Annotated in this window: 25 protein-coding genes; 19 read left to right on the top strand and 6 right to left on the bottom strand. The window is 38.5% G+C overall.

The window, feature by feature from the left end; genetic code table 11:
* Positions 1-6: 6 nt before the first annotated feature.
* The 3 genes from LB452_RS11165 to LB452_RS11155 are packed head-to-tail and all read right to left on the bottom strand — an operon-like array spanning position 7 to position 4350.
* Positions 7-2592 carry a T9SS type B sorting domain-containing protein gene (locus tag LB452_RS11165; RefSeq protein WP_224461817.1) on the bottom strand — a complete coding sequence of 862 codons (2586 nt, stop codon included), beginning with the start codon at positions 2590-2592 and terminating at the stop codon, positions 7-9.
* Positions 2593-2616: 24 nt separating this feature from the next.
* A complete protein-coding gene (locus LB452_RS11160; protein WP_224461816.1) occupies positions 2617-3441 on the bottom strand; it encodes an ABC transporter permease in 825 nt (274 codons plus the stop codon).
* 9 nt (positions 3442-3450) lie between these two features.
* Entirely contained in the window at positions 3451-4350 is a 900-nt protein-coding gene (locus LB452_RS11155; protein ID WP_224461815.1) for an ABC transporter ATP-binding protein, read from the bottom strand.
* Positions 4351-4437: 87 nt separating this feature from the next.
* Between LB452_RS11155 and LB452_RS11150 the strand changes: the two genes are divergently transcribed.
* Positions 4438-5484, top strand: a complete 1047-nt coding sequence (locus tag LB452_RS11150; RefSeq protein ID WP_224461814.1) for a hypothetical protein — start codon at positions 4438-4440, stop codon at positions 5482-5484.
* A gap of 67 nt (positions 5485-5551) precedes the next feature.
* Entirely contained in the window at positions 5552-7492 is a 1941-nt protein-coding gene (locus LB452_RS11145) for a M1 family metallopeptidase (protein ID WP_224461813.1), read from the top strand.
* Between the two features lie 567 nt (positions 7493-8059).
* Here LB452_RS11145 and fabD read toward each other — a convergent pair.
* Positions 8060-8944, bottom strand: a complete 885-nt coding sequence (gene fabD / locus LB452_RS11140) for an ACP S-malonyltransferase (protein WP_224461812.1) — start codon at positions 8942-8944, stop codon at positions 8060-8062.
* Positions 8945-9675: 731 nt separating this feature from the next.
* Here fabD and LB452_RS11135 point away from each other — a divergent pair.
* The 13 genes from LB452_RS11135 to LB452_RS11075 all read left to right on the top strand — a co-directional run bounded on the left by LB452_RS11135 (position 9676) and on the right by LB452_RS11075 (position 19234).
* Positions 9676-9993, top strand: a complete 318-nt coding sequence (locus tag LB452_RS11135) for a GIY-YIG nuclease family protein (RefSeq protein WP_224461811.1) — start codon at positions 9676-9678, stop codon at positions 9991-9993.
* A 610-nt stretch (positions 9994-10603) separates the two neighbouring features.
* Positions 10604-11989, top strand: coding sequence for an anthranilate synthase component I family protein (locus tag LB452_RS11130; RefSeq protein ID WP_224461810.1), 1386 nt, complete (start codon positions 10604-10606; stop codon positions 11987-11989).
* Between the two features lie 5 nt (positions 11990-11994).
* Positions 11995-12561 (top strand): anthranilate synthase component II, encoded by a 567-nt coding sequence (locus LB452_RS11125; protein WP_224461809.1) that lies wholly within the window; start codon positions 11995-11997, stop codon positions 12559-12561.
* A gap of 21 nt (positions 12562-12582) precedes the next feature.
* Complete coding sequence (gene trpD / locus LB452_RS11120) at positions 12583-13578, top strand: anthranilate phosphoribosyltransferase (RefSeq protein ID WP_224461808.1); 996 nt, start codon at positions 12583-12585, stop codon at positions 13576-13578.
* The gene (gene trpC / locus LB452_RS11115) at positions 13575-14339 is read left to right on the top strand and encodes an indole-3-glycerol phosphate synthase TrpC (protein WP_224461807.1); all 765 of its coding nucleotides are present in this window, start codon (positions 13575-13577) and stop codon (positions 14337-14339) included. Before trpD ends, trpC begins: the two co-directional genes overlap by 4 nt.
* A 1-nt stretch (position 14340) precedes the next feature.
* The gene (locus LB452_RS11110; RefSeq protein ID WP_224461806.1) at positions 14341-14982 is read left to right on the top strand and encodes a phosphoribosylanthranilate isomerase; all 642 of its coding nucleotides are present in this window, start codon (positions 14341-14343) and stop codon (positions 14980-14982) included.
* Positions 14969-16153 (top strand): tryptophan synthase subunit beta, encoded by a 1185-nt coding sequence (trpB, locus tag LB452_RS11105; protein WP_224461805.1) that lies wholly within the window; start codon positions 14969-14971, stop codon positions 16151-16153. The genes LB452_RS11110 and trpB overlap by 14 nt, the downstream gene beginning before the upstream one ends.
* Positions 16154-16273: 120 nt before the next feature.
* Positions 16274-16549, top strand: coding sequence for a hypothetical protein (locus LB452_RS11100; RefSeq protein WP_224461804.1), 276 nt, complete (start codon positions 16274-16276; stop codon positions 16547-16549).
* A gap of 289 nt (positions 16550-16838) precedes the next feature.
* Positions 16839-17072 (top strand): hypothetical protein, encoded by a 234-nt coding sequence (locus LB452_RS11095; protein WP_224461803.1) that lies wholly within the window; start codon positions 16839-16841, stop codon positions 17070-17072.
* Positions 17072-17359 carry a type II toxin-antitoxin system RelE/ParE family toxin gene (locus tag LB452_RS11090; protein ID WP_224461802.1) on the top strand — a complete coding sequence of 96 codons (288 nt, stop codon included), beginning with the start codon at positions 17072-17074 and terminating at the stop codon, positions 17357-17359. Before LB452_RS11095 ends, LB452_RS11090 begins: the two co-directional genes overlap by 1 nt.
* Before the next feature lie 93 nt (positions 17360-17452).
* On the top strand, positions 17453-18214 hold the full coding sequence (gene trpA, locus LB452_RS11085) for a tryptophan synthase subunit alpha (RefSeq protein WP_224461801.1): 762 nt from the start codon (positions 17453-17455) through the stop codon (positions 18212-18214).
* Between the two features lie 541 nt (positions 18215-18755).
* The gene (locus LB452_RS13650; protein ID WP_224461800.1) at positions 18756-18980 is read left to right on the top strand and encodes a DUF433 domain-containing protein; all 225 of its coding nucleotides are present in this window, start codon (positions 18756-18758) and stop codon (positions 18978-18980) included.
* Positions 18977-19234 carry a DUF5615 family PIN-like protein gene (locus LB452_RS11075; protein ID WP_224461799.1) on the top strand — a complete coding sequence of 86 codons (258 nt, stop codon included), beginning with the start codon at positions 18977-18979 and terminating at the stop codon, positions 19232-19234. The genes LB452_RS13650 and LB452_RS11075 overlap by 4 nt, the downstream gene beginning before the upstream one ends.
* Before the next feature lie 444 nt (positions 19235-19678).
* Here LB452_RS11075 and LB452_RS11070 read toward each other — a convergent pair whose 3' ends face one another.
* Both LB452_RS11070 and LB452_RS11065 read right to left on the bottom strand, forming a co-directional pair.
* Positions 19679-20002 carry a type II toxin-antitoxin system PemK/MazF family toxin gene (locus tag LB452_RS11070; RefSeq protein ID WP_224461798.1) on the bottom strand — a complete coding sequence of 108 codons (324 nt, stop codon included), beginning with the start codon at positions 20000-20002 and terminating at the stop codon, positions 19679-19681.
* Complete coding sequence (locus LB452_RS11065; RefSeq protein ID WP_224461797.1) at positions 19993-20238, bottom strand: AbrB/MazE/SpoVT family DNA-binding domain-containing protein; 246 nt, start codon at positions 20236-20238, stop codon at positions 19993-19995. Before LB452_RS11065 ends, LB452_RS11070 begins: the two co-directional genes overlap by 10 nt.
* 383 nt (positions 20239-20621) lie before the next feature.
* On the opposite strand from LB452_RS11065, the gene LB452_RS11060 reads away from it, so the two are divergent.
* The 4 genes from LB452_RS11060 (at position 20622) to LB452_RS11045 (ending at position 22171) form a co-directional block, all read left to right on the top strand.
* Positions 20622-20855 carry a hypothetical protein gene (locus LB452_RS11060; protein ID WP_224461796.1) on the top strand — a complete coding sequence of 78 codons (234 nt, stop codon included), beginning with the start codon at positions 20622-20624 and terminating at the stop codon, positions 20853-20855.
* Entirely contained in the window at positions 20839-21144 is a 306-nt protein-coding gene (locus LB452_RS11055; RefSeq protein ID WP_224461795.1) for a type II toxin-antitoxin system RelE/ParE family toxin, read from the top strand. The genes LB452_RS11060 and LB452_RS11055 overlap by 17 nt, the downstream gene beginning before the upstream one ends.
* A 479-nt stretch (positions 21145-21623) precedes the next feature.
* The gene (locus tag LB452_RS11050) at positions 21624-21851 is read left to right on the top strand and encodes a hypothetical protein (protein WP_093370549.1); all 228 of its coding nucleotides are present in this window, start codon (positions 21624-21626) and stop codon (positions 21849-21851) included.
* Positions 21848-22171, top strand: a complete 324-nt coding sequence (locus LB452_RS11045) for a type II toxin-antitoxin system PemK/MazF family toxin (RefSeq protein ID WP_224461794.1) — start codon at positions 21848-21850, stop codon at positions 22169-22171. Before LB452_RS11050 ends, LB452_RS11045 begins: the two co-directional genes overlap by 4 nt.
* Positions 22172-22892 lie beyond the last annotated feature (721 nt).

Genomic DNA, 22892 nt, shown 5'->3' with positions numbered 1-22892 from the left:
GTTTGCTTATCGTTTTAAGGTGAAACTTCCAGTTTCAACCGTCCCATCTGTTAAGCGAATTCTATACCAATAATCATTAGAAGGTAAATCTTTACCATTGTAAGTTCCATCCCAACCTGGATCAGCATTTGTAAACGAACTTAAAAGCTTACCGTACCTGTCATAAACCTGGATTGAAATATCTTCAGTAGTAGTATCCAGTAATCCGCTTATTTCCCAAAGGTCATTAATGCCATCCCCATTGGGAGTAAAAAACTTCATAATTCCAAGAACACCTATTGTTTTTTCTGAAATGCCACAGCCCAGTTTATCTCTTACATATACGGTATAAATCCCTGGATTAATATTTTCAAATACATTGGAATTCTGAAAGTTAGTAGTGTCGTTAATCGCAAATTCGTAATCACCAAGGCTTGAGGGATCAATACTAATTTCTAGGTTGCTGAGATCCCCAAGTCTTTCAACTGTATAGTCAAAGTCAGCGATTTTGGATTCAGTTATAATGAAAGTTTTTCTGGAAAAGCAGTTGGTTCCTTTGATGTTGACATCTACAAAATAGTTATCTTCAGAGTTAACTGAAATCGTAGGAGTTGTTTCACCGGTGGACCATTCAAATTCAAAGCGTGAAGGATCCTGGCTGCTATTTAAAGGATTAAGTGTAATTTTATTAGGAAAATCTTCCAGGCAATAGATTAAAATTTCATCACTTTCATCGATGTTGGCTAAATCTTCTGCAATAAGTGCAAATTCCTTGTAATCCTCACATACTCCAAAGCTTGTGATTTTAACGAAAAGAGAAGACAAATCTTCAGCGTTTACAAAGCTTGAAGTCACAGGAATTGGATTATTTCCATTGACTGCATCAGTAGTATTCTTAAACACTTCGACTTCTATTTGGTTTGGGTTTACACCGGCTTGATTGCTTAATACCGAACGAATTTCAGTTAAATCGTAAATGGCATCTTCTCCCGGGATTCTACAGGTCAATAGTTCGTCATCACTGTAGATCGGACTTTGATTGAAAGTGATTTGTGCTACTCCAATCAATGGACATTCCCCATTATCTAAATCGACTTCTAGTTTAAAGTTCTTTTGAATTGGAAAAAGAGTCGAAGTGGGATTTACGTTAACAATTAGACTATTAGTGTTTTGTCCATTTATGACGTTATCATTTTCATCAAACCAAGTGTAGGTGTAATTTGGGTTATTACTATCCTCATATTTTAATTCAAATTCATACTCATTACATAAAGCGACTTGCTCTATAACCTCATCACCTGGAGCTTCTACCAGTGGAATTCTCTTACTAAACAGGGATTGAATAAAAGGAGGGAGTCCAAACGTTGCATTTCTGCCATTCAACGTGACTTGATTTTGTGTATAATTTACAGATGCTCCTATTTCATTTGGATTATTGATTACTCCTAATCTAGAAGAACCTAAGATGGAATGATATATTTTACCGTTAGGACCTAACTGTAAAGCTGTATTGTATTGACCAACATTAGCAATAGTTTCAATTGAATTCTGAATGTCGCTAGCTTCTAAATTCCATTGGTATATTTTGGCTGATGTATCGCTAACAGTCGCAAAGGCTTTTGTGCCATCTTGGGAAAATTCAACACCATAGGCGTTGACATCATCTATTAATTTAATTGGATTAGAGACTTGTCCTGTCAAATTATTAAAGTCATATAAATATACATTTCCTTCTCCAGAATCTTGATTACTAATTATAGGATTAAAATTGGTTGTATTGTGGGCAATTAATAATTTATCTCCGTTGGGTGAAGCCTTTAAATAGCCTAAAGCCGCTCTACGATAATTTGATATCTCAATCAAAGGTGAAACCTGTGAAATTTCAGGGATTTCATCAATACCGTTTTGATCAATGAAAAAGGCATAAAATTTATCTCTAAAGTGGGTAATCACCCAAACTGAATTACAATCACGACCCCTTACCGCTGTAATTTTTTCTGATGCTTTATATTTTATTTCTTCTGAATCTGATGGGTCGTAAGTTATTAGCTCATTATTTCTCTCACCTGCTTTTACGTCTCCTAAGCCACCATTTAGACTCATGTCAACGATAGAATAATTAAGTCCATTATTGTAACCGTCATCTGCTTCTGGTACACCTTGCTCTGTATCAGTGTATATAGAAGCCAAGTTACCAAATCTATCTGCAGGACCTTGATTAGGGTATGCATATGCATTTTCATGATGCGGCTCATCAATGGTAAAGACATAATACAAATTCGGATTCGTTGGGTCAGGGACAATTAATCCGCTAGAGGTGCTCGAAGGATCGCCATTTAATCCCGTGCCGCCAAAATAATCAGCGTTAGGCATAATATTGTGATTTTTATCCCAGATCGTCCTGCCGTCGGTGTACATTAAGAGATTCCCATTCGGGTCTGAAATCGAAGAACAACCTTCGTTAGTATTTAATTGTCCATTGGTGAGTGCTGAAGGTGGATTGGTGTTGAACGTAATACCAGCATTATTTCCGAAATACCAGTTGTTAGCTTCGCCTTGTCCAAAAACAGAAAGACTTATTGCAGATACAAATAAGATAATAAAGGTTCTCAAAAATCCAATTTTCTCAAATATAATCTAAAGATCCCGCTTCTGTAAAAGTTTCCAGGAAGAAAAAATAAAGATAAAACTCCAGGACAAGACGATCAAGATGGCCGACCATTCTACGTCATAAGATTTTTCAAATTCAGAGTTTAATTGAGTAGCCGCAGACTTAATGATTCCTAATCTTGAAAAGGGTTCAATAATTAAATTACCCATGGATTGAAGTGGTAAAAAGTTAATGATAAACTCCAGAGATTCCGCCTGAAATTTCACAAACAACTGAATAATACCTTCAAATATCCAAAGCAGAAACAGAAAGCCTAAAGCAAAAGCAGAACGCCTTAATAAGATTCCAAAAAACAAACACATCGAGAAAAATCCAATCAATTTTAGGAAATAGGCGAAAATATATTCAAGGTCAGAAAAGATAATTCCAACTTCATCGTAATCAGAAAAAATCAGTCCTAAAATCAAACTCACAATAAAAAGCAATGCTGTGGAAGCTATGGCAAAACCAAGTACTCCGTAGAATTTAGACAAGATGAATTCTTTTTTGCTTAGTCCATCGATTAAATTTTGTTTTAAAGTCCGGTTGGTATATTCACTGGAAACCATGGATACGATGACTACGGCTAAAAATAACTTCAGAAAGGCAACGATGTAAGCATTGAAGTGCCAGATGTAGGGGAAGTTAAAAATACCCTGATCTGCCAACCTGAAGTCAATCGATCCAAAATTAAATCGAATAGAGGCAAATAAGGCAATTGCACTAAACAGGATAAAGTAAATGAGGCTGAGTATTTTTGCCGCCCGGTTATTTTTAAGCTTGTGAAATTCTATAAGAAAAAGTCTTTTCATAAGTTGAGCTTATTGATTTTTGGTGAGTTTCAAAAATTGTTCTTCCAGAGTTTCTTTTCGTTTCACCAGATGCGTTAGTAAGATATTATTTTCAAAGCATTCCTTATTGAGAGCTTCAGCTTCATAAGGCTGAGATAAGATGGCTTTTATCAGGTTATTTTCTTCTTCATCGTAACTTTCAATAGCTTCATGAGCATCCAGAAGTTGCTTTAAGGCTTCCTTGTCTTCACTTTTCAATTCAAAAAAACCATGAGTGGCATTGAGTTCATCCACTGGACCGGCGTACAATTTTACGCCGTTCCTAATAACGATCACATGAGAACAAACTTTCTCCACCTCATCGAGTAGGTGAGAAGCCAGCAAAATGGTCATGCCATCTGCGGCTATTCTTTTAATGATTTCCCGAATCTGATGAATTCCCTGAGGGTCCAGTCCGTTGGTAGGCTCATCCAAAATCAGTATCTCAGGATCATTAAGCAATGCTGAAGCAATAGCAAGACGTTGCTTCATTCCCAATGAATAACTTTTGAAATGGTCTTTTTTTCTGTCCTTCAGATTGACGATGTCAAGGACATGGTCTATTTTGGAAGGGTCAACTTCTTTGATCTTGCAAACCAATTTCAAGTTGTCTTCAGCACTCATGCTAGGGTAAAAATTAGGACTTTCGATGATGGCCCCTACTTTCTTTAAAGCATTGTGCGTCGTCATGTTGCCATCAAACCATTCAAAAGACCCTGAGGTGGGATTGACGACATTCAGCACCATTCCCAAAGTGGTCGATTTTCCACTTCCATTGGGTCCCAGAATCCCGTAAACATTACCTTTTTGGATATTGAAGCTAAGGGCATTAACAGCGGTTAAGCTTCCAAATTTTTTGGTGAGGTCTCTCAGTTTTAAAATAGTTTTCAAAGTGGTTGAGTTTTTAATAAGACGGAAAGCAAGAGTTGATGTTACATATTAAGCAAGCAAATTTGCTACCTTTGGAAAAAAGAGTGCATGGAAAAGAAACTCATGTCCAGGAAAAAGCCATCGTTTACCATAAGCGAGCAGCTCAATAAATACCTTCAGACGTATAACAGGAATACTAAGATTCCGGTTTCATACGATGATTTATTGAGATTTTCAGGTTCAATCGTTGTTTATGATCGGCATGACGAGGATACACTTTGGGTGAGATGTTACTATTCAGATTTTGAGCGGGAAGAAATCGATAATAGCTTAAAACGCGTTTACCTTATACTTCACTCCGACGGGCGTAGTGAACATCTTGACTTTCTCAATGTCGATGCTATAGACTACTGCACTTTTGGTAATTCTAAACCCTTCCGAATTAAAGTAAGGAATGTCCTCAACGACAACTTTACCTATTTCTACGTCAAAAAAGCAGATGCCTCCAGAATATACGGGCTGGACTTTGAACATATTCTTTCCCCAAACCGAATCAATTTCTTAGTCTATAAAGACACCTTAATAGAAGAGCATATTGCCGGAATTCCCGGCGATGTGTTTATCAAAGAACATTTGCCTGAATGCACAGATAGAGCCAGGAATGAAATTGCCAAGCAATTTGTGAAGTTCGACGAGCGTTGTACCCTAAGGCTTTTAGGAGATATGCGTTCTTATAACTACGTTGTAATTCCTACTCATGATTTTGACCATGTGGATTATAAGATTAGAGCGATAGATTTTGATCAGCAGAACTATGAAGGCAATTTAAAAGTGTATCAGCCTCATTTTTTCAAAGAAAACCGACCTATGGTCAAAATGGTTTCAGATTTACTTCAGGACACTTCTGTAGAGCAATACAGAAAAGAAGAACGCTCCCAAGTCGCCAAGCGTTTAATCACCTCAGAAAAGAGATTTAGAATGCTCATACGTTCCATGATGAAGGACAGAGTGTCTTCAGATGAAAATGTAAAAATGCTGAGAAACCAACTTGTGACTTATACTAAAGACATCCGCTTCAAACGCTGCAAAACCATGGGGCATATTCTTAAAACAGCTTTGGATTTTGTGAAGAGAAATTATCTGGAAATCGAATGATTACTTTCTTTTTCCTGAATTTTATCCTTGATTTTATATTTTAGAGCACAAATTAAATTTTAAACACATGAATAAAATAAATTATCTAGTCTTGGCTTTAGGACTGAGTATTCTCACTCTACCTTCAGCTTCAGCTCAACTGGAAAGCAATCAGTCACAATTTGATGAATTTATGGACAGATCTGGAAACTCCTACCGGTCTGCTACAGGAAAACCTGGTCCAGAGTATTTCCAAAATGAGGCCGATTACACCATCAAAGCAAATTTAGATCCTGAAACACATACCATCACAGGACAAATAACGATGGAATACGTCAATAATAGTCCGGAAGATTTAGATTATATCTGGATGTACCTGGAACAAAACAGATTTACTCAAAATTCAAGAGGAACTCTTACGACTCCTGTAGAAGGAAACCGTTACAATGGCGATCCGTTAGATGGTGTTAAGATTTCAAATTTGCAAGCCAAAGTCAAGCGTTCAACCTCAACCAAACATTTGATTACAGATACGCGCATGCAAGTCTTTTTCGATCAGCCTATAAAAGCTAAAGGCGGTAAGGCCGAGGTGTCCATGAATTTCGAATTTGAAATTCCTGTGAATGGAATGGACAGAATGGGGCGTCTCAGTACTCAGAATGGAGAAATTTATGCCTTAGCTCAATGGTTCCCTCAAGTGGCAGTATTTGATGATATCGAAGGCTGGAATGTTGAGCCTTACCTGGGTGCAGGCGAATTTTACTATGATTACGGCGATTTTGATGTTGAAATTACGGTTCCTCATAATTATGTAGTAGTAGGTTCTGGAGAACTTCAGAATCCTAAAGACGTTTTATCGTCCAAGGTTTACGACCGTTACAAAAAAGCTTTAGAAAGTCAGGAAACTGTGACGATAATTTCTTCAGAAGAAATCGGTAATAGCAACATGTTTGCCAACCAAAGTGGTACTCAAACCTGGCACTATGAAATTGAAAATTCAAGAGATTTCGCTTTTGCAGCTTCCAAAGCTTTTATCTGGGATGGAGCACAATTCAATCTGCCAAGCGGAAAAACAGGCTTAGCCCATTCTGTATATCCTATCGAGAGCGACGGACAAGACGCCTGGTCAAGATCTACAGAATACAGCAAAGCCTCTATAGAACACTATTCAGAAAAGTGGTTTGAATACCCATACACATCGGCAGTGAATGTCGCTGCAGATATCGGTGGAATGGAATATCCAGGACTTAATTTTTGTAGCTGGAAAAGCAAGGGTGGAAGTCTTTGGGGCGTGACCGATCATGAGTTTGGCCACAACTGGTTCCCTATGATTGTAGGAAGCAACGAAAGACGCTACGCCTGGATGGACGAAGGTTTTAATACCTTTATCAACTTTTATAGTACGCAAGCTTTTAACGATGGTGAATACCCAGCACGTTTGAACAAACCTAGAAACTTAACAGGTTGGTTCATTGGAGATACTCGCGAAAGTATTGACACTTATCCCGATGTGGCCAATTTGAGAAATCTTGGTATGATTGCTTACTACAAGCCTGCACTGGGATTGGTGATGTTGAGAGAATACATCTTGGGAGAAGAACGATTCGATTATGCCTTTAGATCTTATATCGAAACCTGGGCGTTCAAACATCCTCAGCCAAAAGATTTTTTCAACCATATGGAAAGCGCAGCAGGCGAAAACCTATCCTGGTTTTTTGAGCCATGGTTTTATGGAACTGGTAATATTGATTTAGCCATCGATTCCCTTAGGAAAAGAGACGGAGCTTATTACTTAACGGTTTCCAATCAAGGCGAAATCCCTATGCCACTGCATATGCGAATTACGTTTGAAGACGGCACAACGGCAATGAAAAGCCTTCCTGTTGAAATCTGGCAGAGAGGGGACACCTGGACCCATAAGTTTGAAACTGAAAAAGACATTAAGTCGATAGACATCGATCCTAACAAGATTTTGATGGACATTAATTATTCAAATGATTCCTGGCCAACAAACATATATAAGGATTAAAATTTTTAAAACAGAAAAGAAGCCGTTAGAAACCATGAGTTTTTAGCGGCTTTTCTATTTTATGAGATCATTTTTAATTAAAATTTCCTGTCTCCTGTCTCCTGTCTCCTGTTTTCTGTTTATTTCTGATTTTACTTCCGTTGGCTTTAGGGGGTATAGACCATAAACTTTAAGCGGATAAGTTAACTTTCAATCCGGGATCGTTTGGGTAAGGTGGCTTTAGGAGTTATGATTCATCAATAGAATTCATTCACCTGAAGTCGGATCCAAAATAGTTATTTCAGGAACCACATTAAAAAGATAAACGACCTCGTTGGAGGTCGTTTATCTTTTTAAATTAATTTAATTCTGATTTTCATGACTTATAAAAAACTTTTACTCTAGAGTAGAGCCCTACTATACCCCTAGTATCTCCCTGGTATCCCCTAAGTATCTACCAAGTAGTTCAGAGGTCATTTTTGTATAAATCATAAACTTATTTATGACGAATGTTATGATTCGATCGTCATTTTTTACAATTTCACGACCTGCCCGAATGGCTTCATTCAGGCGGGCTCACGACTATTCTTACAACCCAGATATACTTTCAGCAGTAACCTGTCTATCTACCTTTCTCAATAAACCTTGCAAAACTTTTCCCGGGCCGACTTCAGTAAAATCAGTTGCACCATCAGCCAGCATTTGTTTCATGGTTTGTGTCCATTTAACCGGTGCAGTCAATTGTTTCATCAAGTTAGTTTTGATGTCTTCCGGATTTGAAATAGCAGTCGTGGTGACGTTTTGATAAATTGGACATTTTGGCGTCTTGAACTGAGTGGATTCAATGGCTTTCGCCAACTCCTCTCTTGCAGGTTCCATCAATGGAGAGTGAAAAGCTCCGCCAACGGGAAGTAGCAAAGCGCGTTTTGCCCCTTTTTCTTTCATGGCTTCACAGGCCTTTTCCACCGCCTCATGAGTTCCGGAAATCACCAATTGTCCCGGGCAGTTGTAATTGGCAGGCACTACAACGCCATCTATGCTCTTACAAACCTCTTCCACAACTTCATCCTCCAGCCCCAAAACTGCCGCCATGGTAGAAGGATTGATTTCACAAGCCTTCTGCATCGCCAAGGCTCTTTTGTGCACCAGTTTTAAGGCATCTTCAAATTCTAGAGTGCCATTGGCTACTAAAGCTGAGAATTCGCCTAGAGAGTGACCCGCTACCATATCTGGCTGAAAAGACTCTCCTAACACCTTACTCAAAATCACGGAATGTAAAAAGATAGCAGGCTGAGTCACTTTAGTTTCCTTAAGATCCTCAGCAGAGCCTTCAAACATAATTTTGGCAATGTCAAATCCCAAAATGTCATTGGCTTTGTGGAATAGGTTTCTTGCCTCTTCAGAGGTGTTATAGAGGTCTTGTCCCATCCCTGTAAACTGGGCCCCCTGACCTGGAAATATATAAGCTTTCATTGTGTTTTTTATTTTATGTTGAATTTCAAAGATAGTATTTTGAAGGATTCTGAAAGGGTTGGGGTTGAAGGTTCTCGACTTGAGTTTATCCTGAGCGGTAACAAAAGGTTCTCGACGGAGTTTATACAGAAGAAGTGAAGTGCTCGAACTTGAAAAAGAGAGGTTCTCGACTCCGCTCGAACTTCAAACAAATTGAGTTTTCGAAAGAGTTTATCCTGAGCTATAGTCGAAAGGCTCGAACTTGAAACAAGTAGGGTTGTTTTTGGAGTTTATCATAAGGGAGGGTGAATTGCTTGAACTTAAAACAAACTGGGTTCTTGACAGAGTTTATCCTGAGTTGTAACAAAAGGTTCTCGACGGAGTTTATACAGAAGAAGTGAAGTGCTCGAACTTAAAACAAGTAGAGTTGTTTTTGGAGTTTATTTTAAGCGTAAATAAAAGGCTTAAACTTTTACTATTAAAGAAATCTGAATGTTTTAACATCGAGCGGAGTCGAGATGCACTCTGTTCTTGATGAAGTCTATCTAGCGCTGTAGTCTAAGTGCTCGAACTTGAAACATCGGGAGTTAAAACACTGATCCTTAGATTTAAAACATATTTTTGTTTAGATTTTAGCACTTTTGCTAAGAGAAGACGAAGTAGAGTCGGTTCGTAGTTTAGATTTTAGACTATATTTTGTTTAGGTTCGAGCGGAGTCGAGAACAAACAAAAACTAAATCATCACATAAATCATGAAATCCTTTTTTGTTTACATCATTAAGTGCTCTGATCAAACTTATTACACAGGAATGACCAATAATATAAGTAGAAGATGGCAGGAGCATTGTTATAGTGAAGAAAATAAAGAGGCTTACACTTATAAGCGTAAGCCCTTGGAACTTGTATTTTACGAAACCTTTACTGATGTAAAGCAAGCTTTTGAATTTGAACGAAAATTGAAGAAGTGGAGTAAACTTAAAAAAGAAGCCTTGATAAACAAAAATTGGGATAGACTGAAAGACTTAGCTGAATGTAAAAATGATTCACATTCTAAATTTAAAGATCAGTAACAAAAGGTTCTCGACTCCGCTCGAACTTGAAACAAATTGGGTTCTCGATGGAGTTTATCTTGAGCAATGACGAAAGGCTCGAACTTGAAACAAGGAAAGTTTCACAACCTTGGTTTATCCTGAGCTTTTGTCGAAGGGCTGAAACTTAGAAAAACTTTGTTGAATAAAACTTCTGTTTGTTTGAACATCGAGCTGCCTGTGCTGAGCGAAGACGAAGTAGAGTCGAGATGCAATTTGTTCTTGACTTGAGTTTATCCTGAGCTTTTGTCAAAGGACTCGAACTTGAAACATACAGGGTTTTCCGCTTAGCTTGTTTTAGATGAGCCAGTTCGTAATTTAGATTTTAGACTATATTTTTGTTTAGGTTCGAGCTGCCTGTGCTGAGCGAAGACGAAGTAGAGTCGAGAACAAACAAAATTTTAACATCTGTAGATTTAGATAAAAATGATTATTATTCCTATGTTTGTGGTATGTTTAATAATCAAAACAATTCTTGGTGGTGGTCTTTATTACGTCAAACGTCGTGATCTAGATCCTGCTATGCATATATTTCATAAAGGCTTGTCTATCACGACAGGCCTTTTTTAATTTTAAAACCTGAACCAAGACTATGAGTTATTCTTTAAAAACCACTTATCAAAAGCTGCTTGCCGACACCTTTACGCCGGTGAGTGCTTACCTTAAAATCAGGGATAAATACCCGCATTCATTGCTGCTGGAAAGCAGTGATTACCATACCAATGACAATAGTTTTAGTTACATCTGTTGTAATCCTATCGCTCATTTTAAAGTAGAAAATGAGCAAGTCGAACTCAAATATCCCGATGGCACCTTTAAGCAGATCGATATTGATGCTGAGGTGAATGTGACCAACGAACTTCAGAAGTATTTAGCTGAATTTGAGGTAGAGGATCTGGGATTCAAGTTCTTAACTCAAGGCCTCTTCGGATTCACAACTTATGATGCCGTTCGGTATTTTGAAAAATTGACGATCGATAAAAGCAGATCTCAATTGGGCTTGCCCGACATGCTTTACAATGTCTTTCAAAATGTGATTGTCATCAATCACTTTAATGATGAAGCTTATATTTTTGACCATAGCTTCGACGGTTCCAATCGCATTTCAGAATTGAAATCTCTGCTGAAAAATCAGAATTACACTGAATATGATTTCGAATTGGATGGTGAAGAAACTTCACCCATCACCGATGAAGAATTTATGGAGTACGTCACCAAAGCTAAAGCACATTGTCAACGAGGGGATGTGTTTCAGATGGTAATGTCGAGACGCTTTTCGCAAGGTTTTAAAGGCGACGAATTCAATGTGTACAGAAAATTAAGAAGCATAAATCCAAGTCCATATCTGTTTTACTTCGACTTTGGAAATTATAAAATCTTCGGAAGTTCTCCTGAAGCGCATTTAGTGGTTCAGGACGGCAAAGCGGAAATTCATCCGATTGCCGGCACCTTCAAAAGAACTGGAAATGATCAGGAGGATGCGGCTATGGCTTTGAAGTTATCTGAAGATGAAAAGGAAAATTCGGAACATGTGATGCTGGTCGATTTAGCCAGAAACGATTTGAGCCGAAATGGAAAACAAGTGAAAGTGGAAACCTATAAAGAAGTTCAGTATTTTTCACATGTGATTCACTTGGTAAGCAAGGTTACCGCTGAGGTGAAGCAGGAAAACAGCTTGAAATTGCTGGGTGATACCTTTCCTGCAGGAACTTTGAGCGGTGCGCCAAAACACAATGCCATGTCACTGATTGAGAAATATGAAAACATAAGTCGTGAAGCCTACGGCGGGGCGATTGGCGTGATCGATTTTAAAGGCAATATGAATCAGGCCATCATCATCCGTAGTTTTGTGAGCAAGGATTTGAAGCTGCATTACCAGGCCGGTGCTGGCGTAGTGAGCGACAGTACCGAAGAAAACGAATTACAGGAAGTCATCAATAAACTCGGAGCTTTACGTAAAGCTTTGGATCAATCATAGAAACCATGAAAAAAATATTAGTCATAGATAATTACGATTCCTTTGTCTACAATTTGGTGCATTATCTCGAAGAATTTGACGCTGAAGTCACCGTAAAACGTAACGATGAGGTCAATGTGGACGATGTCAAGCACTACGATAAAATCTTATTGTCTCCAGGCCCAGGAATTCCAGACGAAGCTGGTGAGTTGAAAGAGATCATTAAAGCTGTTGCTCACGAGAAGCCAATGCTCGGCGTGTGTTTGGGTCAGCAGGCCATCATGGAAGTTTTCGGTGGAGAACTACTGAACCTGGATAAAGTTCATCACGGTGTCGCAACAGAAATCAAAACGTTGGTAGAAGATGAAGTCTTATACAAAGGACTTCCTCAAACCATGATGGTCGGGCGTTACCACTCTTGGGTGGTGAAGCAGGAATTGCCAGATTGTCTTGTGGCGACCTCGGTCGATGAGCAGGGACAAATCATGTCTTTAAGACATAAAGAATACGATGTAAGAGCGGTTCAATTTCATCCGGAATCGGTGTTGACGCCGGAAGGCAAACAAATGATAAAAAATTGGATTGAAAGCTAAACTCGCTCAAACACAGCACTTATGAAACACATACTCAACCGACTCATACAACAGGAACAGCTTTCTAAAGAAGAAGCCAAAGGCGTGCTCTTACAAATCTCCAATGGAGAGTTTAGCGAGATTCAGATTGCTTCTTTTCTCACCGTCTTTATGATGCGCAGCATCAGCGTGGAAGAGCTGGAAGGCTTTCGGGATGCGCTTTTGGAACTTTGCATTCCTGTCGATTTCAACGGCGAACGCGTGATGGACCTTTGCGGTACTGGCGGAGACGGACAAAACACCTTCAACGTGTCGACAGCAGCTTCTTTTGTAGTTGCAGCCTCAGGCATTAAAGTCGCCAAGCATGGAAACTATGGCGTGTCTTCAGTCAGTGGAAGCTCCAATGTGCTAGAAGCCATGGGCGTCAGATTTTCCAACGAACAAGGATTTTTAGACAAAACCATGGAACAAACCAATATCGCTATTCTTCACGCGCCATTGTTTCATCCGGCAATGAAAAATGTAGCGCCAATTCGGAAATCTCTGGCTTTAAAAACTTTCTTTAATATGCTTGGGCCTATGGTCAATCCAGCCAAGCCAGATTTGCAATTGGTCGGTGTATATGATTTGGAATTGCTGAGGAAATATCATTATTTGTATCAGAAAACCGATAAAACCTACTGCATTTTGCACGATTTGAATCAGTATGATGAAATCTCGCTGACCGCTAAGACCAAGTGTGTGACCAATACTCAGGAAACCTATTTATCAGCTGAAGATTTTGGTGTGTTGCCGGTTTCCAAAGAAGAAATCTACGGGGGAGATACGATAGAAGGTGCTGCGGATATTTTCTATCAGATTTTAAATGGAAAAGGAACTGCAGCCCAAAATCATGTGGTCTGTGCCAATGCCGCTACGGCGATTTCAACAGCGAGAGAGGTCAATGTAGCTGATGCTTTTGCGGAAGCTAAAGACCTTTTGAAAGGAGGGAAAGCCTTGGAAGTTTTAAACCAGCTTAAAACGATAAGTCAGTCATGAAACAAATTTTAGAAGAAATCATCGGTTATCAGCAATTGGTGGTTAACCTTAAGAAGAAACGGATGCCCGTCGAGGTCTTAAAATCTTTCCCTGAGTTTTCAAGCCCAACGCGAAGCTTAAAGCAAGCAGTGGCAGGTTCCGAAGAAGGGATAATAGCCGAATTTAAGCGCCGTTCGCCGAGCAAAGAAGCGATCAACCTGAAGGCAGACGTGATGAATATTGCACAAAGTTATGAAAAAATGGGCGCTGCAGGGATGTCGGTGTTAACCAATCAGCGTTACTTTGGAGGAAGTTTGGAAGATCTGCAACTGGCCAAATCGGTTTGCAATCTGCCTATACTGAGAAAGGATTTTATGGTGGATGCTTATCAAATGTATGAGGCTAAAGCTTACGGAGCGGATGCCATTTTACTGATTGCCAACGCCTTGTCTGCTGAAAAGTTGGAAGAATTAGCAATTTTGGCTAAGGAATTGGGTTTAGAGATTTTATTTGAAATTCATGAAGCCGAGGAAATCCAGAAATTAGATACTCAGTATATCGATCTGATTGGCGTTAACAACCGTAACTTAAGAACCTTTGAGGTTAATATTCAGCAGGGACTGGACATGTTGCCGCATTTGCCTTCAGAGTTGCTGAAAATTTCTGAAAGCGGTATTCAGGATCGGGAAACCATTCAGAAGTTGATTCAAAAGGGATTCAACGGAGTGCTGGTAGGTGAGTTTTTTATGAAACAAAAAGTATCTGAATTTAAGAAAGATTAAGATGAAAGTGAAAGTCTGCGGCATGAAGAATCCTGAAAATATCCAAGCCCTGGCTAAGTTGGATATCGATTATATGGGTTTTATTTTCTACGAAAAGTCACCGCGCTTTGCAGAACACCCTGTCGAACTTACAGAGCGCATTCAGAAAGTTGGTGTGTTTGTGAACGATACTGTAGAGCAGATTTTGGAGAAAGTCGAAGAATTTCAATTGAATGTGATTCAGTTACACGGTCATGAAACGCCAGAATTCTGTGAAGAACTCAATCAGGCTTTAGCTAAAGCAGGTCGTGCTGAGGTGAAGTTGTGGAAGGTATTTTCCATAAAATCACCTTCAGATTTTGAAGGCATTGAAGATTTTAGTTTCTATGTGAATGGCTATTTACTGGACACTAAAGGCCAATACAGAGGGGGCAACGGTGAGAAATTTGACTGGCAACTGCTTCAGCAACAAAAGTTTTCAAAACCAGTAATGTTGAGTGGAGGCATAGCGCTTCAAGATGCGGAACAAGTCAGCGAATTATTTAAAAAAGGATGGATTGCAGGTGTGGATGTCAATAGCGGATTTGAGGACGAACCTGGATTTAAAAATATAACTTTAGTGAACGAATTTTTACAAAACCTTAGAACTTATGAGCAAGTATAAAGTAGATGAGCACGGATTTTACGGTGATTTTGGAGGGGCATATATTCCGGAATTGCTGTATCCTAATGTGGAAGAATTAAGACAGAACTATAAACAGATCATCCATACGGAAGACTTTCAGAAGCAATTCAAAAGTCTGTTGAAAGATTTTGTAGGACGACCAACGCCTTTATATCTGGCTGAAAATTTAAGTGAAAAGTATAAGACGAAAATCTACCTCAAGCGAGAGGATTTGTGCCATACCGGCGCCCATAAAATTAATAATACCGTAGGTCAGATTCTTTTAGCCAAAGCATTAGGTAAACACCGGATCATTGCTGAAACTGGTGCAGGTCAGCATGGAGTAGCTACTGCAACCGTTTGTGCCTTGATGGGGCTGGAATGTATCGTCTACATGGGCGCTAAAGATATTGAGCGCCAGGCACCGAATGTCGCCCGAATGAAAATGCTGGGGGCTAAAGTCGTGCCTGCGACATCGGGGAGTAAAACCCTGAAAGATGCGACTAATGAAGCGATTCGCGATTGGATCAATCATCCTAAAGACACGCATTACATCATCGGTTCGGTGGTAGGGCCGCATCCGTATCCGGATATGGTGACCGAATTGCAAAGCGTGATTTCCAAGGAGGTGAAAGCACAAATGCTTGAGAAAGAAGGCCGGGAGTTGCCAGATTATGTGATCGCCTGTGTCGGTGGTGGAAGTAATGCCGCTGGTTTGTTTGCCGACTTTATGGATCATGAAGACGTAGGCATCATTGGTGTGGAAGCCTCAGGAATGGGAGTGGAGACGACCGAATCTGCAGCGACGACAATTTTGGGTCGTGAAGGCATTATTCATGGCAGTAAAACCCTGTTAATGCAAAACACCGACGGACAAATCACGGAGCCGTATTCCATTTCCGCTGGCTTGGATTATCCGGGGATTGGTCCGCTTCACGCGCATTTGTTTAAAACAGGTCGAGGCAAATTTGTGTCGATCACCGATGCGGAAGCCATGGAAGCAGGTCTTGAATTGAGCCGAATGGAAGGTATTATCCCAGCAATTGAAACGGCACATGCCTTTGCGATTTTCAAGTATCTGGACTTTAAGGAAGATGATGTGTTGGTGTTCAACTGCTCTGGACGTGGGGATAAGGATTTGGAGACGTACAGACAGTATTTTGGGTACTAGAAAGTAGGTTGTAGGTGATAGGTTGTAGGATTATAGAATAGAGAGCAAAGAGCAAGGAACAAAGAGAATAGAACAAGGAGTCAGGAAGCAGGAAACAGGAGAAAAAGAGGATAGAACGAGATGTCAGTTCGAGCCCGCCTGAATGATATTGTCGGGCAGGCCCGCCTTCATGATTTTGTCGGGCAGGCTCGCCTTCATGATTTTGTCGGGCAGGCCCGCCTTTATGATTTTGTCGGGCAGGCCCGCCTGAATGATTTTATCAGGCAGGCCCGCCTTTATGATTTTGTCGGGCAGGCCCGCCTTTATGATTTTGTCGGGCAGGCCCGCCTACATGATTTTGTCGGGCAGGTGATCCCAACCGTTTTGTTGGGATTTTATCGAGAACTATTTGATTGATGATTTGTTTTTTTTAAGATAATTTTAAATGGGTGTTTGAACATCGAGCCTTTCTGTTCCGCTTAAGACAAACTTAGGCCTTGAAGTAAAACCTTTGGAATGAAATTTTTTAATATTGTTTCAATTTCGAGCGGAGTCGAGAATCCAAACCATGGAAGTTCAAACTTTAAATAAAGAAGCATTGACTAAATTAAAAATGGATCAATAATCGAACACACAATAAATTCTATCATCAAATAAAAAGGTAAGCTAAATTGATATTTACTATATTTGAAAAAAGCTTAATAAAATGAACTTAGAAGCTCGGAAAATAGAATTTGTAAAAGAATTTTTAAACCTACAAAACGAAGAAGTTGTTACACTTCTTGAAAACATACTGAGAAAAAAAAAGAATGTTTCTGACTTAAGAACTTTTGAATCTATGACTCAAGAAGAATTAGATAAAAGAATTAATCAATCTGAATCTGATTTTCAAAACAATCGATTTAAAAGTAGTTCTGAACTAGCAGCTAAATACGAATAATGTCATTGAAAATAATATGGTCGGAAGTGGCTGAATCTGAACTTGACGACATTTATCAGTATTACGAAAAGACTGCAAGTTTAAAAGTTGCTAAAAAGTTCGTAAATGCTATTATTAACGAACCGAATAAACTGATTAAAACTCCAGAAATTCGACAAATAGAACCCTCTTTAAAACATAGAGGAACTGAATATCGATATTTGGTTTTCAAAAACTACAAACTTATTTATTCCATTGACTATAAAAAAGGATTTATAAAAATTGCTGATGTTTTCGACACAATATAAAATCCTACCAAGCTAGATCGAACGAAATAAAAACACTTATTAAACAAGAGGCTTTAAGAAATACGGATTTAGCACTACAAAACAAAAAAACCTATGAATAGAATAATTGCAGCTTTAGCTCAGGATAAAAAACTAATTTCCATCTACTTCACGGCGGGTTATCCGCAATTGGAGGATACCACAGAAGTCATTAAACGCCTGGCGAAGGCAGGCACCGATGTTATTGAAATCGGTTTGCCGTATAGCGATCCGCTGGCGGATGGGCCTGTGATTCAAAAAAGCTCAGAACAAGCGCTGAGAAACGGTATGAGTACCAAAGTCTTGTTTGAGCAACTTCAGGGCATTCGTGATGAGGTGGATATTCCGCTGATTGTGATGGGGTATTTCAACGCCATGCTGCAGTTTGGCGTGGAAGATTTCTGTAAAGAATGTAAAGCGATTGGGATTGACGGTATCATCATGCCTGACTTACCCATTTCGATTTATGAACGCGATTATAAAGCCCTGTTTGAATCCCACGGCCTCAAATTCGTTCCACTCATCACCCCTGAAACCTCGGTGGAGCGTATTCATCAAATTGATGCTCTTGGCGATAGTTTTGTGTATATGGTGAGTTCGTCCAGTACAACTGGTGGTGAAGCTGGTTTTGGCGAGGATGCGATGGCTTATTTTAAGCGTATTTCAGATATGCAGATGGATAATAAACTGATGGTAGGCTTTGGGATCAAAGACGCTCTGAGTTTTGAGCAAGCCAGTCGGTATACCAGCGGCTGCATCATCGGCTCGGAGTTTATCCGACGTTTGACCAATGAAGGCATGGAGGGGATTGCGCCGTTTGTGAAGTCGTTGAAGTAGTTTTTGAGTGAATAGTGAATAGTTTCTTCTATGAGAGTTTTCGGTTGATAGTTAAAACTTTTAATTTGACTCACGACTCACGACTCACGACTCACGACTCACGACTCACGGACTCACGACTCACAAATTAATGCAGTTTCAATTCAATCTCAGTTAATTTTCAGAATCACATGCCTGACTAAGTCATTCAGGCGGGCCTGCCCGACTAGTTTATTTAGGCGGGCCTGCCCGACTAGTTTATTTAGGCGGGCCTGCCCGTTTTTTCAGCGCGTGTATCAAGAAGTTTTTTCACCCTGTCTCGACGCTTCTGGATATTTCAGGGTCTAAACCTGAATTAATGAAGATGCTGAAACCAGTTCAGCATGACAACTGAATTTTTACATCCAGATAACTCAATATATTTGTTTGTTTATATCGATAGGTTTTAATGGTCTTTTGAATTAATGATATCTTGATATAATTTTTTCATTATTGTGAACCTTTAGCTGAAAACCAATTATACACTTTAATTATCTGAATTTTAGTAACTTTATAAAAAAAAATGGTTGACTATAAATCCATACTAACACGAAATCCTAATAAAAGATTTGGAAGGCCTTGCGTACGTCATACAAGAATTACAGTATTCGATGTTCTTGGTTGGTTATCTACAGGAATGTCATTCGAAGAGATTATCTATGATTTCCCAGAACTCACCCTTACTGATATCAAAGCATGTTTGGCTTATGCAGCCGATAGGGAACATAAGTTAGAGCATGCATCATGAAACTTTTGTTTGATCAAAACATCTCCTTCAGGATTACAAAGAAACTGAGTGAACACTTCTCTGATTGTAAGTATGTTTCCGATTGTGATTTACAAAATACAGATGATATTGATATTTGGGAATATGCCAAAAGCAATGCATATGCTATTGTCACATTCGATTCAGACTTTTACGATATGAGTTTGATTAATGGTCATCCACCAAAAATCATTTGGATACGCACAGGTAACTTAACTACTATCGAAATTGCTTAATTGTTAATTTCCAAGAAGACTAGCATAGAAAGATTTTTACATAACGATGATTATAAGCAATTGTCATGTCTTGAAATAACATAAGCAGTGTCCTTTGTGTGCTATCAAACTTAGCATTTAAAACCTACTGCTTATACCTCCAGTCCACCAGTTGAATACCGAATACTCAATATTGAATACAAAATTTCGAAGTCAATCTTGCTATGGATTTTAATTGAGTGAATAGTGATAAATAATTAGTCATTAAAAATTTCCTATATGCATTCAAAATTCTTAATTCAAATTTTATTGACTACTGACTACTGACGGTAGCTTCGATACGATTCTCCTGGCGTCGAATCACTCAGCCACCAACTCATGTTTTATTTCAAATTTCAAAATTTTTATTTTTCATTTCCTGCTACCTAATCCCTAAAACCTAATTCCTGACTCCCGACTACCAACTCAATCCACAAAGGTTTCTTTCAGCACGTCTTTGCATTTAGTAACTTCGGGAGGTGAGAGATGGCTAAAGACTTTGAGGATTCTTTGTTTGTCGATAGTACGGATTTGGTCGATGACCAGCATTCCTTTTTTGCCATTTGTTTTAACGGGAACTCGAGTGGGGTAGGCTTTTGGATTTGTGGTCATAGGAGCAACGACAACAGTTCTGAGAAATTTATTCATTTCGTCTGGGGAGATGATGACACAAGGTCTCGTTTTTTTGATTTCACTTCCAATCGTTGGATCCAGATTAACCAGAACTACGGTATACTGATTTAATTCCATTCTTCAAAAGTATCGTCTTCCAAGATATCGCTTATAAGAAGTTCGTCATCTTTACTCTCAGCCATTGCTTTGAATTTCTCCTCCCAGTCTTTCCTAGGTGTATCTACAGGACGCAGGATGATCTGCCCTTTTTCGAGAATAAGTTCTACCTTATCTTTGATTTGATATTTCTCTAAAATGGTTTTACTTAATCGCAAGCCTTTTGAGTTCCCTATTTTAATGATTGATGCTTCCATAAATATTAGAATGTAAACACAAAGTTATTACTTTTTTTGATGTTTAGGAGTGATTTTTTAATTTAGTTGACCAGTTGACCAGTTGACCAGTTGACCAGTTGACCAGTTGACCAGTTGACCAGTTGACCAGTTGACCAGTTGACCAGTTGAATGCCGAATACTCAATACTGAATACAAAATATCGAAGTTAAATCTTGCTATGCTTTTACTTGAGTGGGTAGTGACGAGTAACGAGTAATTATAAATTTAGAATTCAAAATTCAAAATTCAAAATTTTACTGATTACTGACTACTGCCTAATCCCCCTAGTTTAGCGTTAACCGATAAACGATAACTGTAAGCGTTGACCACGAGCTAATTGAAAAAATGATTATCTTTGAATCATGGATATAGATATAAAAAATGCAAAAATTGACCTTATTCAATGGCTTACGACTATAGAAGATCCATCTTTAATTCAAAAATTAATGCAAGTTCGAAGTGATGAGTCAAACGATTGGTGGGAAAGTATAACTGAGTCAGAAAAAGAGTCGATTACCAAAGGGATTTCAGAGGCGAACCATGGAGCTCTAAAACCATATTCAGAAGCTAAAAAGATTTATGAAAAGTGGTTATAAGGTATTCTGGACGAAACATGCCTTATCTGAGCTTAAGGAAACTTATGAGTATTTAGAAAAAGAATTCACGGATAAGGAAATTAGAAAATTATCTGTAGAAATTGATTACACCATAAACTTAATTTCTAGAAATCCTGAGTTATTTCCCTTGTCTGATTTTAGAGGTATACGAAGGGTCGTTATCAAAACGTATAATACACTTTATTACAGATTAGAAAAAAATCAAATTGAAATTTTATCGTTTTACAATAATAGAAAGCGCTCTAAAACCGATAATTCACATCAGTAATTTAATTTAAGTCTCATATAATTTATTTTAAATTTGCAATTTCCTACTCCCTAAAACCTACCACCTCATCCCTCCATCTCAATACCGAATACTGAATATAAAATATCGAAGTCAATCTTGCTATCGTTTAACTTGAGTGAGTAGTGACGAGTAATTATAAATTCAAAATTCAAAATTTTACTGACAACCGAAAACCGACTAAAGACAACCGATGACCGAAAACTGACAACAGACAATCGATGGTAGCTTCGATACGATTCTCCTGGCGTCGAATCACTCAGCCACCAACTCATGTTTTATTTCAGATTTCAAATTCTTTATTTTTCATTTCCTAACACCTAATCCCTAAAACCTAATTCCCGACTACCAACTCCAATTCACATTAGTCGACAACTGATTTTTAACTCTTTATTTTCAAGAAATTTCGAAGATTTAGGATTTAAGGGAATTGATTTGTATTTTTACGTAAACACTTCAAAATGAAAAAAGAACAACTTATTGAGCAGGCTGCCCATAAAATGAGTCAGCTCCCTGAGGCCAAAATTCAAGAGGTGAGTGATTTTGTAGACTTTCTCTTCAGCAAAATTGACAACCAGATCCTGCTAGATAATGCTCAGCAATTATCATCAGAATCTACATCTTTTGACTTTTTAAAAGAAGAGGAAGATCTATATAGCGTATCAGATTTAAAAGATCGCTATAAATGAAAAAAGGTGACATAGTATTGATCCCTTTTCCTTTTACAGACTTATCTGGTAGTAAAAATCGTCCTGCCGTCGTTTTAATTTCTACCGACGAAGATGTAAGTATTTGTTTTATGACTACGCAACTAAAATGGCAATCGGATGTTGATGTTAATATCCAACCTTCAAAGACTAATGGTTTAAAGAAAGAATCATTGATTAGGCTTAATAAACTTGCTACGATTAATAAAAATCTAGTTCTTGGCCGATTGGGGCGCTTAGATACAAATGAACTAAAGAAATTAAATGTTTCACTTATTCGTATTTCGGAACTTAATGAGTAAGCATGAATTCCCGAATAATTTTTCTATTTCTCATCTGCTAACATCTAAATCCTAATCCCTACCACCTATTTCTTCAAAACTTTATTTGAATATTACGACAAAAGAGATTCCTCCTTTCGTCGGAATGACATATGCATCCACCTAAGGTGGACAGCTGAATGCCTTAGTTGGGAAACGCAGGCGGGTAATTTTATGAAGTGAAACCTAAAAATAGCTCCTCGACTTCACTCAGTAAGGCTATCGAGAAAAATGTCATTCAGGCAGAGAAGCTTTTTGCTTCGACGATGAATCTTTAAAGCTGTATCATTTCATTTTTTTTTGATCTAACTTATGCTTCATCACTTTTTTAACTCACCCCCGTTTTTATTGTATTAAGTGTTTACCGATAAGCATCGGCACAGGCTATGAACCTCATTCTTCGGTTTTTTACATCCATAAAAAGTAGGTCGTTTTCTTTGAGTGTAGTTATTCTTAAAGTTTTTATTCACTACTACCTAACACCTCATCCCTCCAGAGTTATGTAACCAGTGACTATTAAAGAGTCATTAGCAATTTCCATCTAACTGCATTATTAATTCTGAATTCAAAATTTTTTATTTTACTGACTACTGACTACTGACTACTGACTACCTCCTAATTCCTAAAACCTAATTCCTACCACCTAAAGACTAAAGCCTAATTCCTCCGGTCCACCAGTTGACAGGTTCACCGGTTCACCGCC

The sequence above is a fragment of the Psychroflexus longus genome (assembly GCF_020164595.1).
GTDB classification, from domain to species: Bacteria; Bacteroidota; Bacteroidia; order Flavobacteriales; family Flavobacteriaceae; genus Psychroflexus; species Psychroflexus longus.
The sequence above is the reverse complement of the archived record's forward strand: the minus strand, read 5'-3'. Positions and strand labels throughout refer to the sequence as shown.

Excerpts from the sequence above, each read along its gene's own strand:
- LB452_RS11160 (WP_224461816.1), bottom strand. The coding sequence starts at position 3,441 with ATGAAAAGACTTTTTCTTATAGAATTTCACAAGCTTAAAAATAACCGG.
- LB452_RS11150 (WP_224461814.1), top strand. The coding sequence starts at position 4,438 with ATGGAAAAGAAACTCATGTCCAGGAAAAAGCCATCGTTTACCATAAGC.
- LB452_RS11145 (WP_224461813.1), top strand. The coding sequence starts at position 5,552 with ATGAATAAAATAAATTATCTAGTCTTGGCTTTAGGACTGAGTATTCTC.
- fabD (WP_224461812.1), bottom strand. The coding sequence starts at position 8,944 with ATGAAAGCTTATATATTTCCAGGTCAGGGGGCCCAGTTTACAGGGATG.
- LB452_RS11135 (WP_224461811.1), top strand. The coding sequence starts at position 9,676 with ATGAAATCCTTTTTTGTTTACATCATTAAGTGCTCTGATCAAACTTAT.
- LB452_RS11130 (WP_224461810.1), top strand. The coding sequence starts at position 10,604 with ATGAGTTATTCTTTAAAAACCACTTATCAAAAGCTGCTTGCCGACACC.
- LB452_RS11125 (WP_224461809.1), top strand. The coding sequence starts at position 11,995 with ATGAAAAAAATATTAGTCATAGATAATTACGATTCCTTTGTCTACAAT.
- trpD (WP_224461808.1), top strand. The coding sequence starts at position 12,583 with ATGAAACACATACTCAACCGACTCATACAACAGGAACAGCTTTCTAAA.
- trpC (WP_224461807.1), top strand. The coding sequence starts at position 13,575 with ATGAAACAAATTTTAGAAGAAATCATCGGTTATCAGCAATTGGTGGTT.
- LB452_RS11110 (WP_224461806.1), top strand. The coding sequence starts at position 14,341 with ATGAAAGTGAAAGTCTGCGGCATGAAGAATCCTGAAAATATCCAAGCC.
- trpB (WP_224461805.1), top strand. The coding sequence starts at position 14,969 with ATGAGCAAGTATAAAGTAGATGAGCACGGATTTTACGGTGATTTTGGA.
- LB452_RS11100 (WP_224461804.1), top strand. The coding sequence starts at position 16,274 with ATGTCAGTTCGAGCCCGCCTGAATGATATTGTCGGGCAGGCCCGCCTT.
- LB452_RS11095 (WP_224461803.1), top strand. The coding sequence starts at position 16,839 with ATGAACTTAGAAGCTCGGAAAATAGAATTTGTAAAAGAATTTTTAAAC.
- LB452_RS11090 (WP_224461802.1), top strand. The coding sequence starts at position 17,072 with ATGTCATTGAAAATAATATGGTCGGAAGTGGCTGAATCTGAACTTGAC.
- trpA (WP_224461801.1), top strand. The coding sequence starts at position 17,453 with ATGAATAGAATAATTGCAGCTTTAGCTCAGGATAAAAAACTAATTTCC.
- LB452_RS13650 (WP_224461800.1), top strand. The coding sequence starts at position 18,756 with ATGGTTGACTATAAATCCATACTAACACGAAATCCTAATAAAAGATTT.
- LB452_RS11075 (WP_224461799.1), top strand. The coding sequence starts at position 18,977 with ATGAAACTTTTGTTTGATCAAAACATCTCCTTCAGGATTACAAAGAAA.
- LB452_RS11070 (WP_224461798.1), bottom strand. The coding sequence starts at position 20,002 with ATGGAATTAAATCAGTATACCGTAGTTCTGGTTAATCTGGATCCAACG.
- LB452_RS11065 (WP_224461797.1), bottom strand. The coding sequence starts at position 20,238 with ATGGAAGCATCAATCATTAAAATAGGGAACTCAAAAGGCTTGCGATTA.
- LB452_RS11060 (WP_224461796.1), top strand. The coding sequence starts at position 20,622 with ATGGATATAGATATAAAAAATGCAAAAATTGACCTTATTCAATGGCTT.
- LB452_RS11055 (WP_224461795.1), top strand. The coding sequence starts at position 20,839 with ATGAAAAGTGGTTATAAGGTATTCTGGACGAAACATGCCTTATCTGAG.
- LB452_RS11050 (WP_093370549.1), top strand. The coding sequence starts at position 21,624 with ATGAAAAAAGAACAACTTATTGAGCAGGCTGCCCATAAAATGAGTCAG.
- LB452_RS11045 (WP_224461794.1), top strand. The coding sequence starts at position 21,848 with ATGAAAAAAGGTGACATAGTATTGATCCCTTTTCCTTTTACAGACTTA.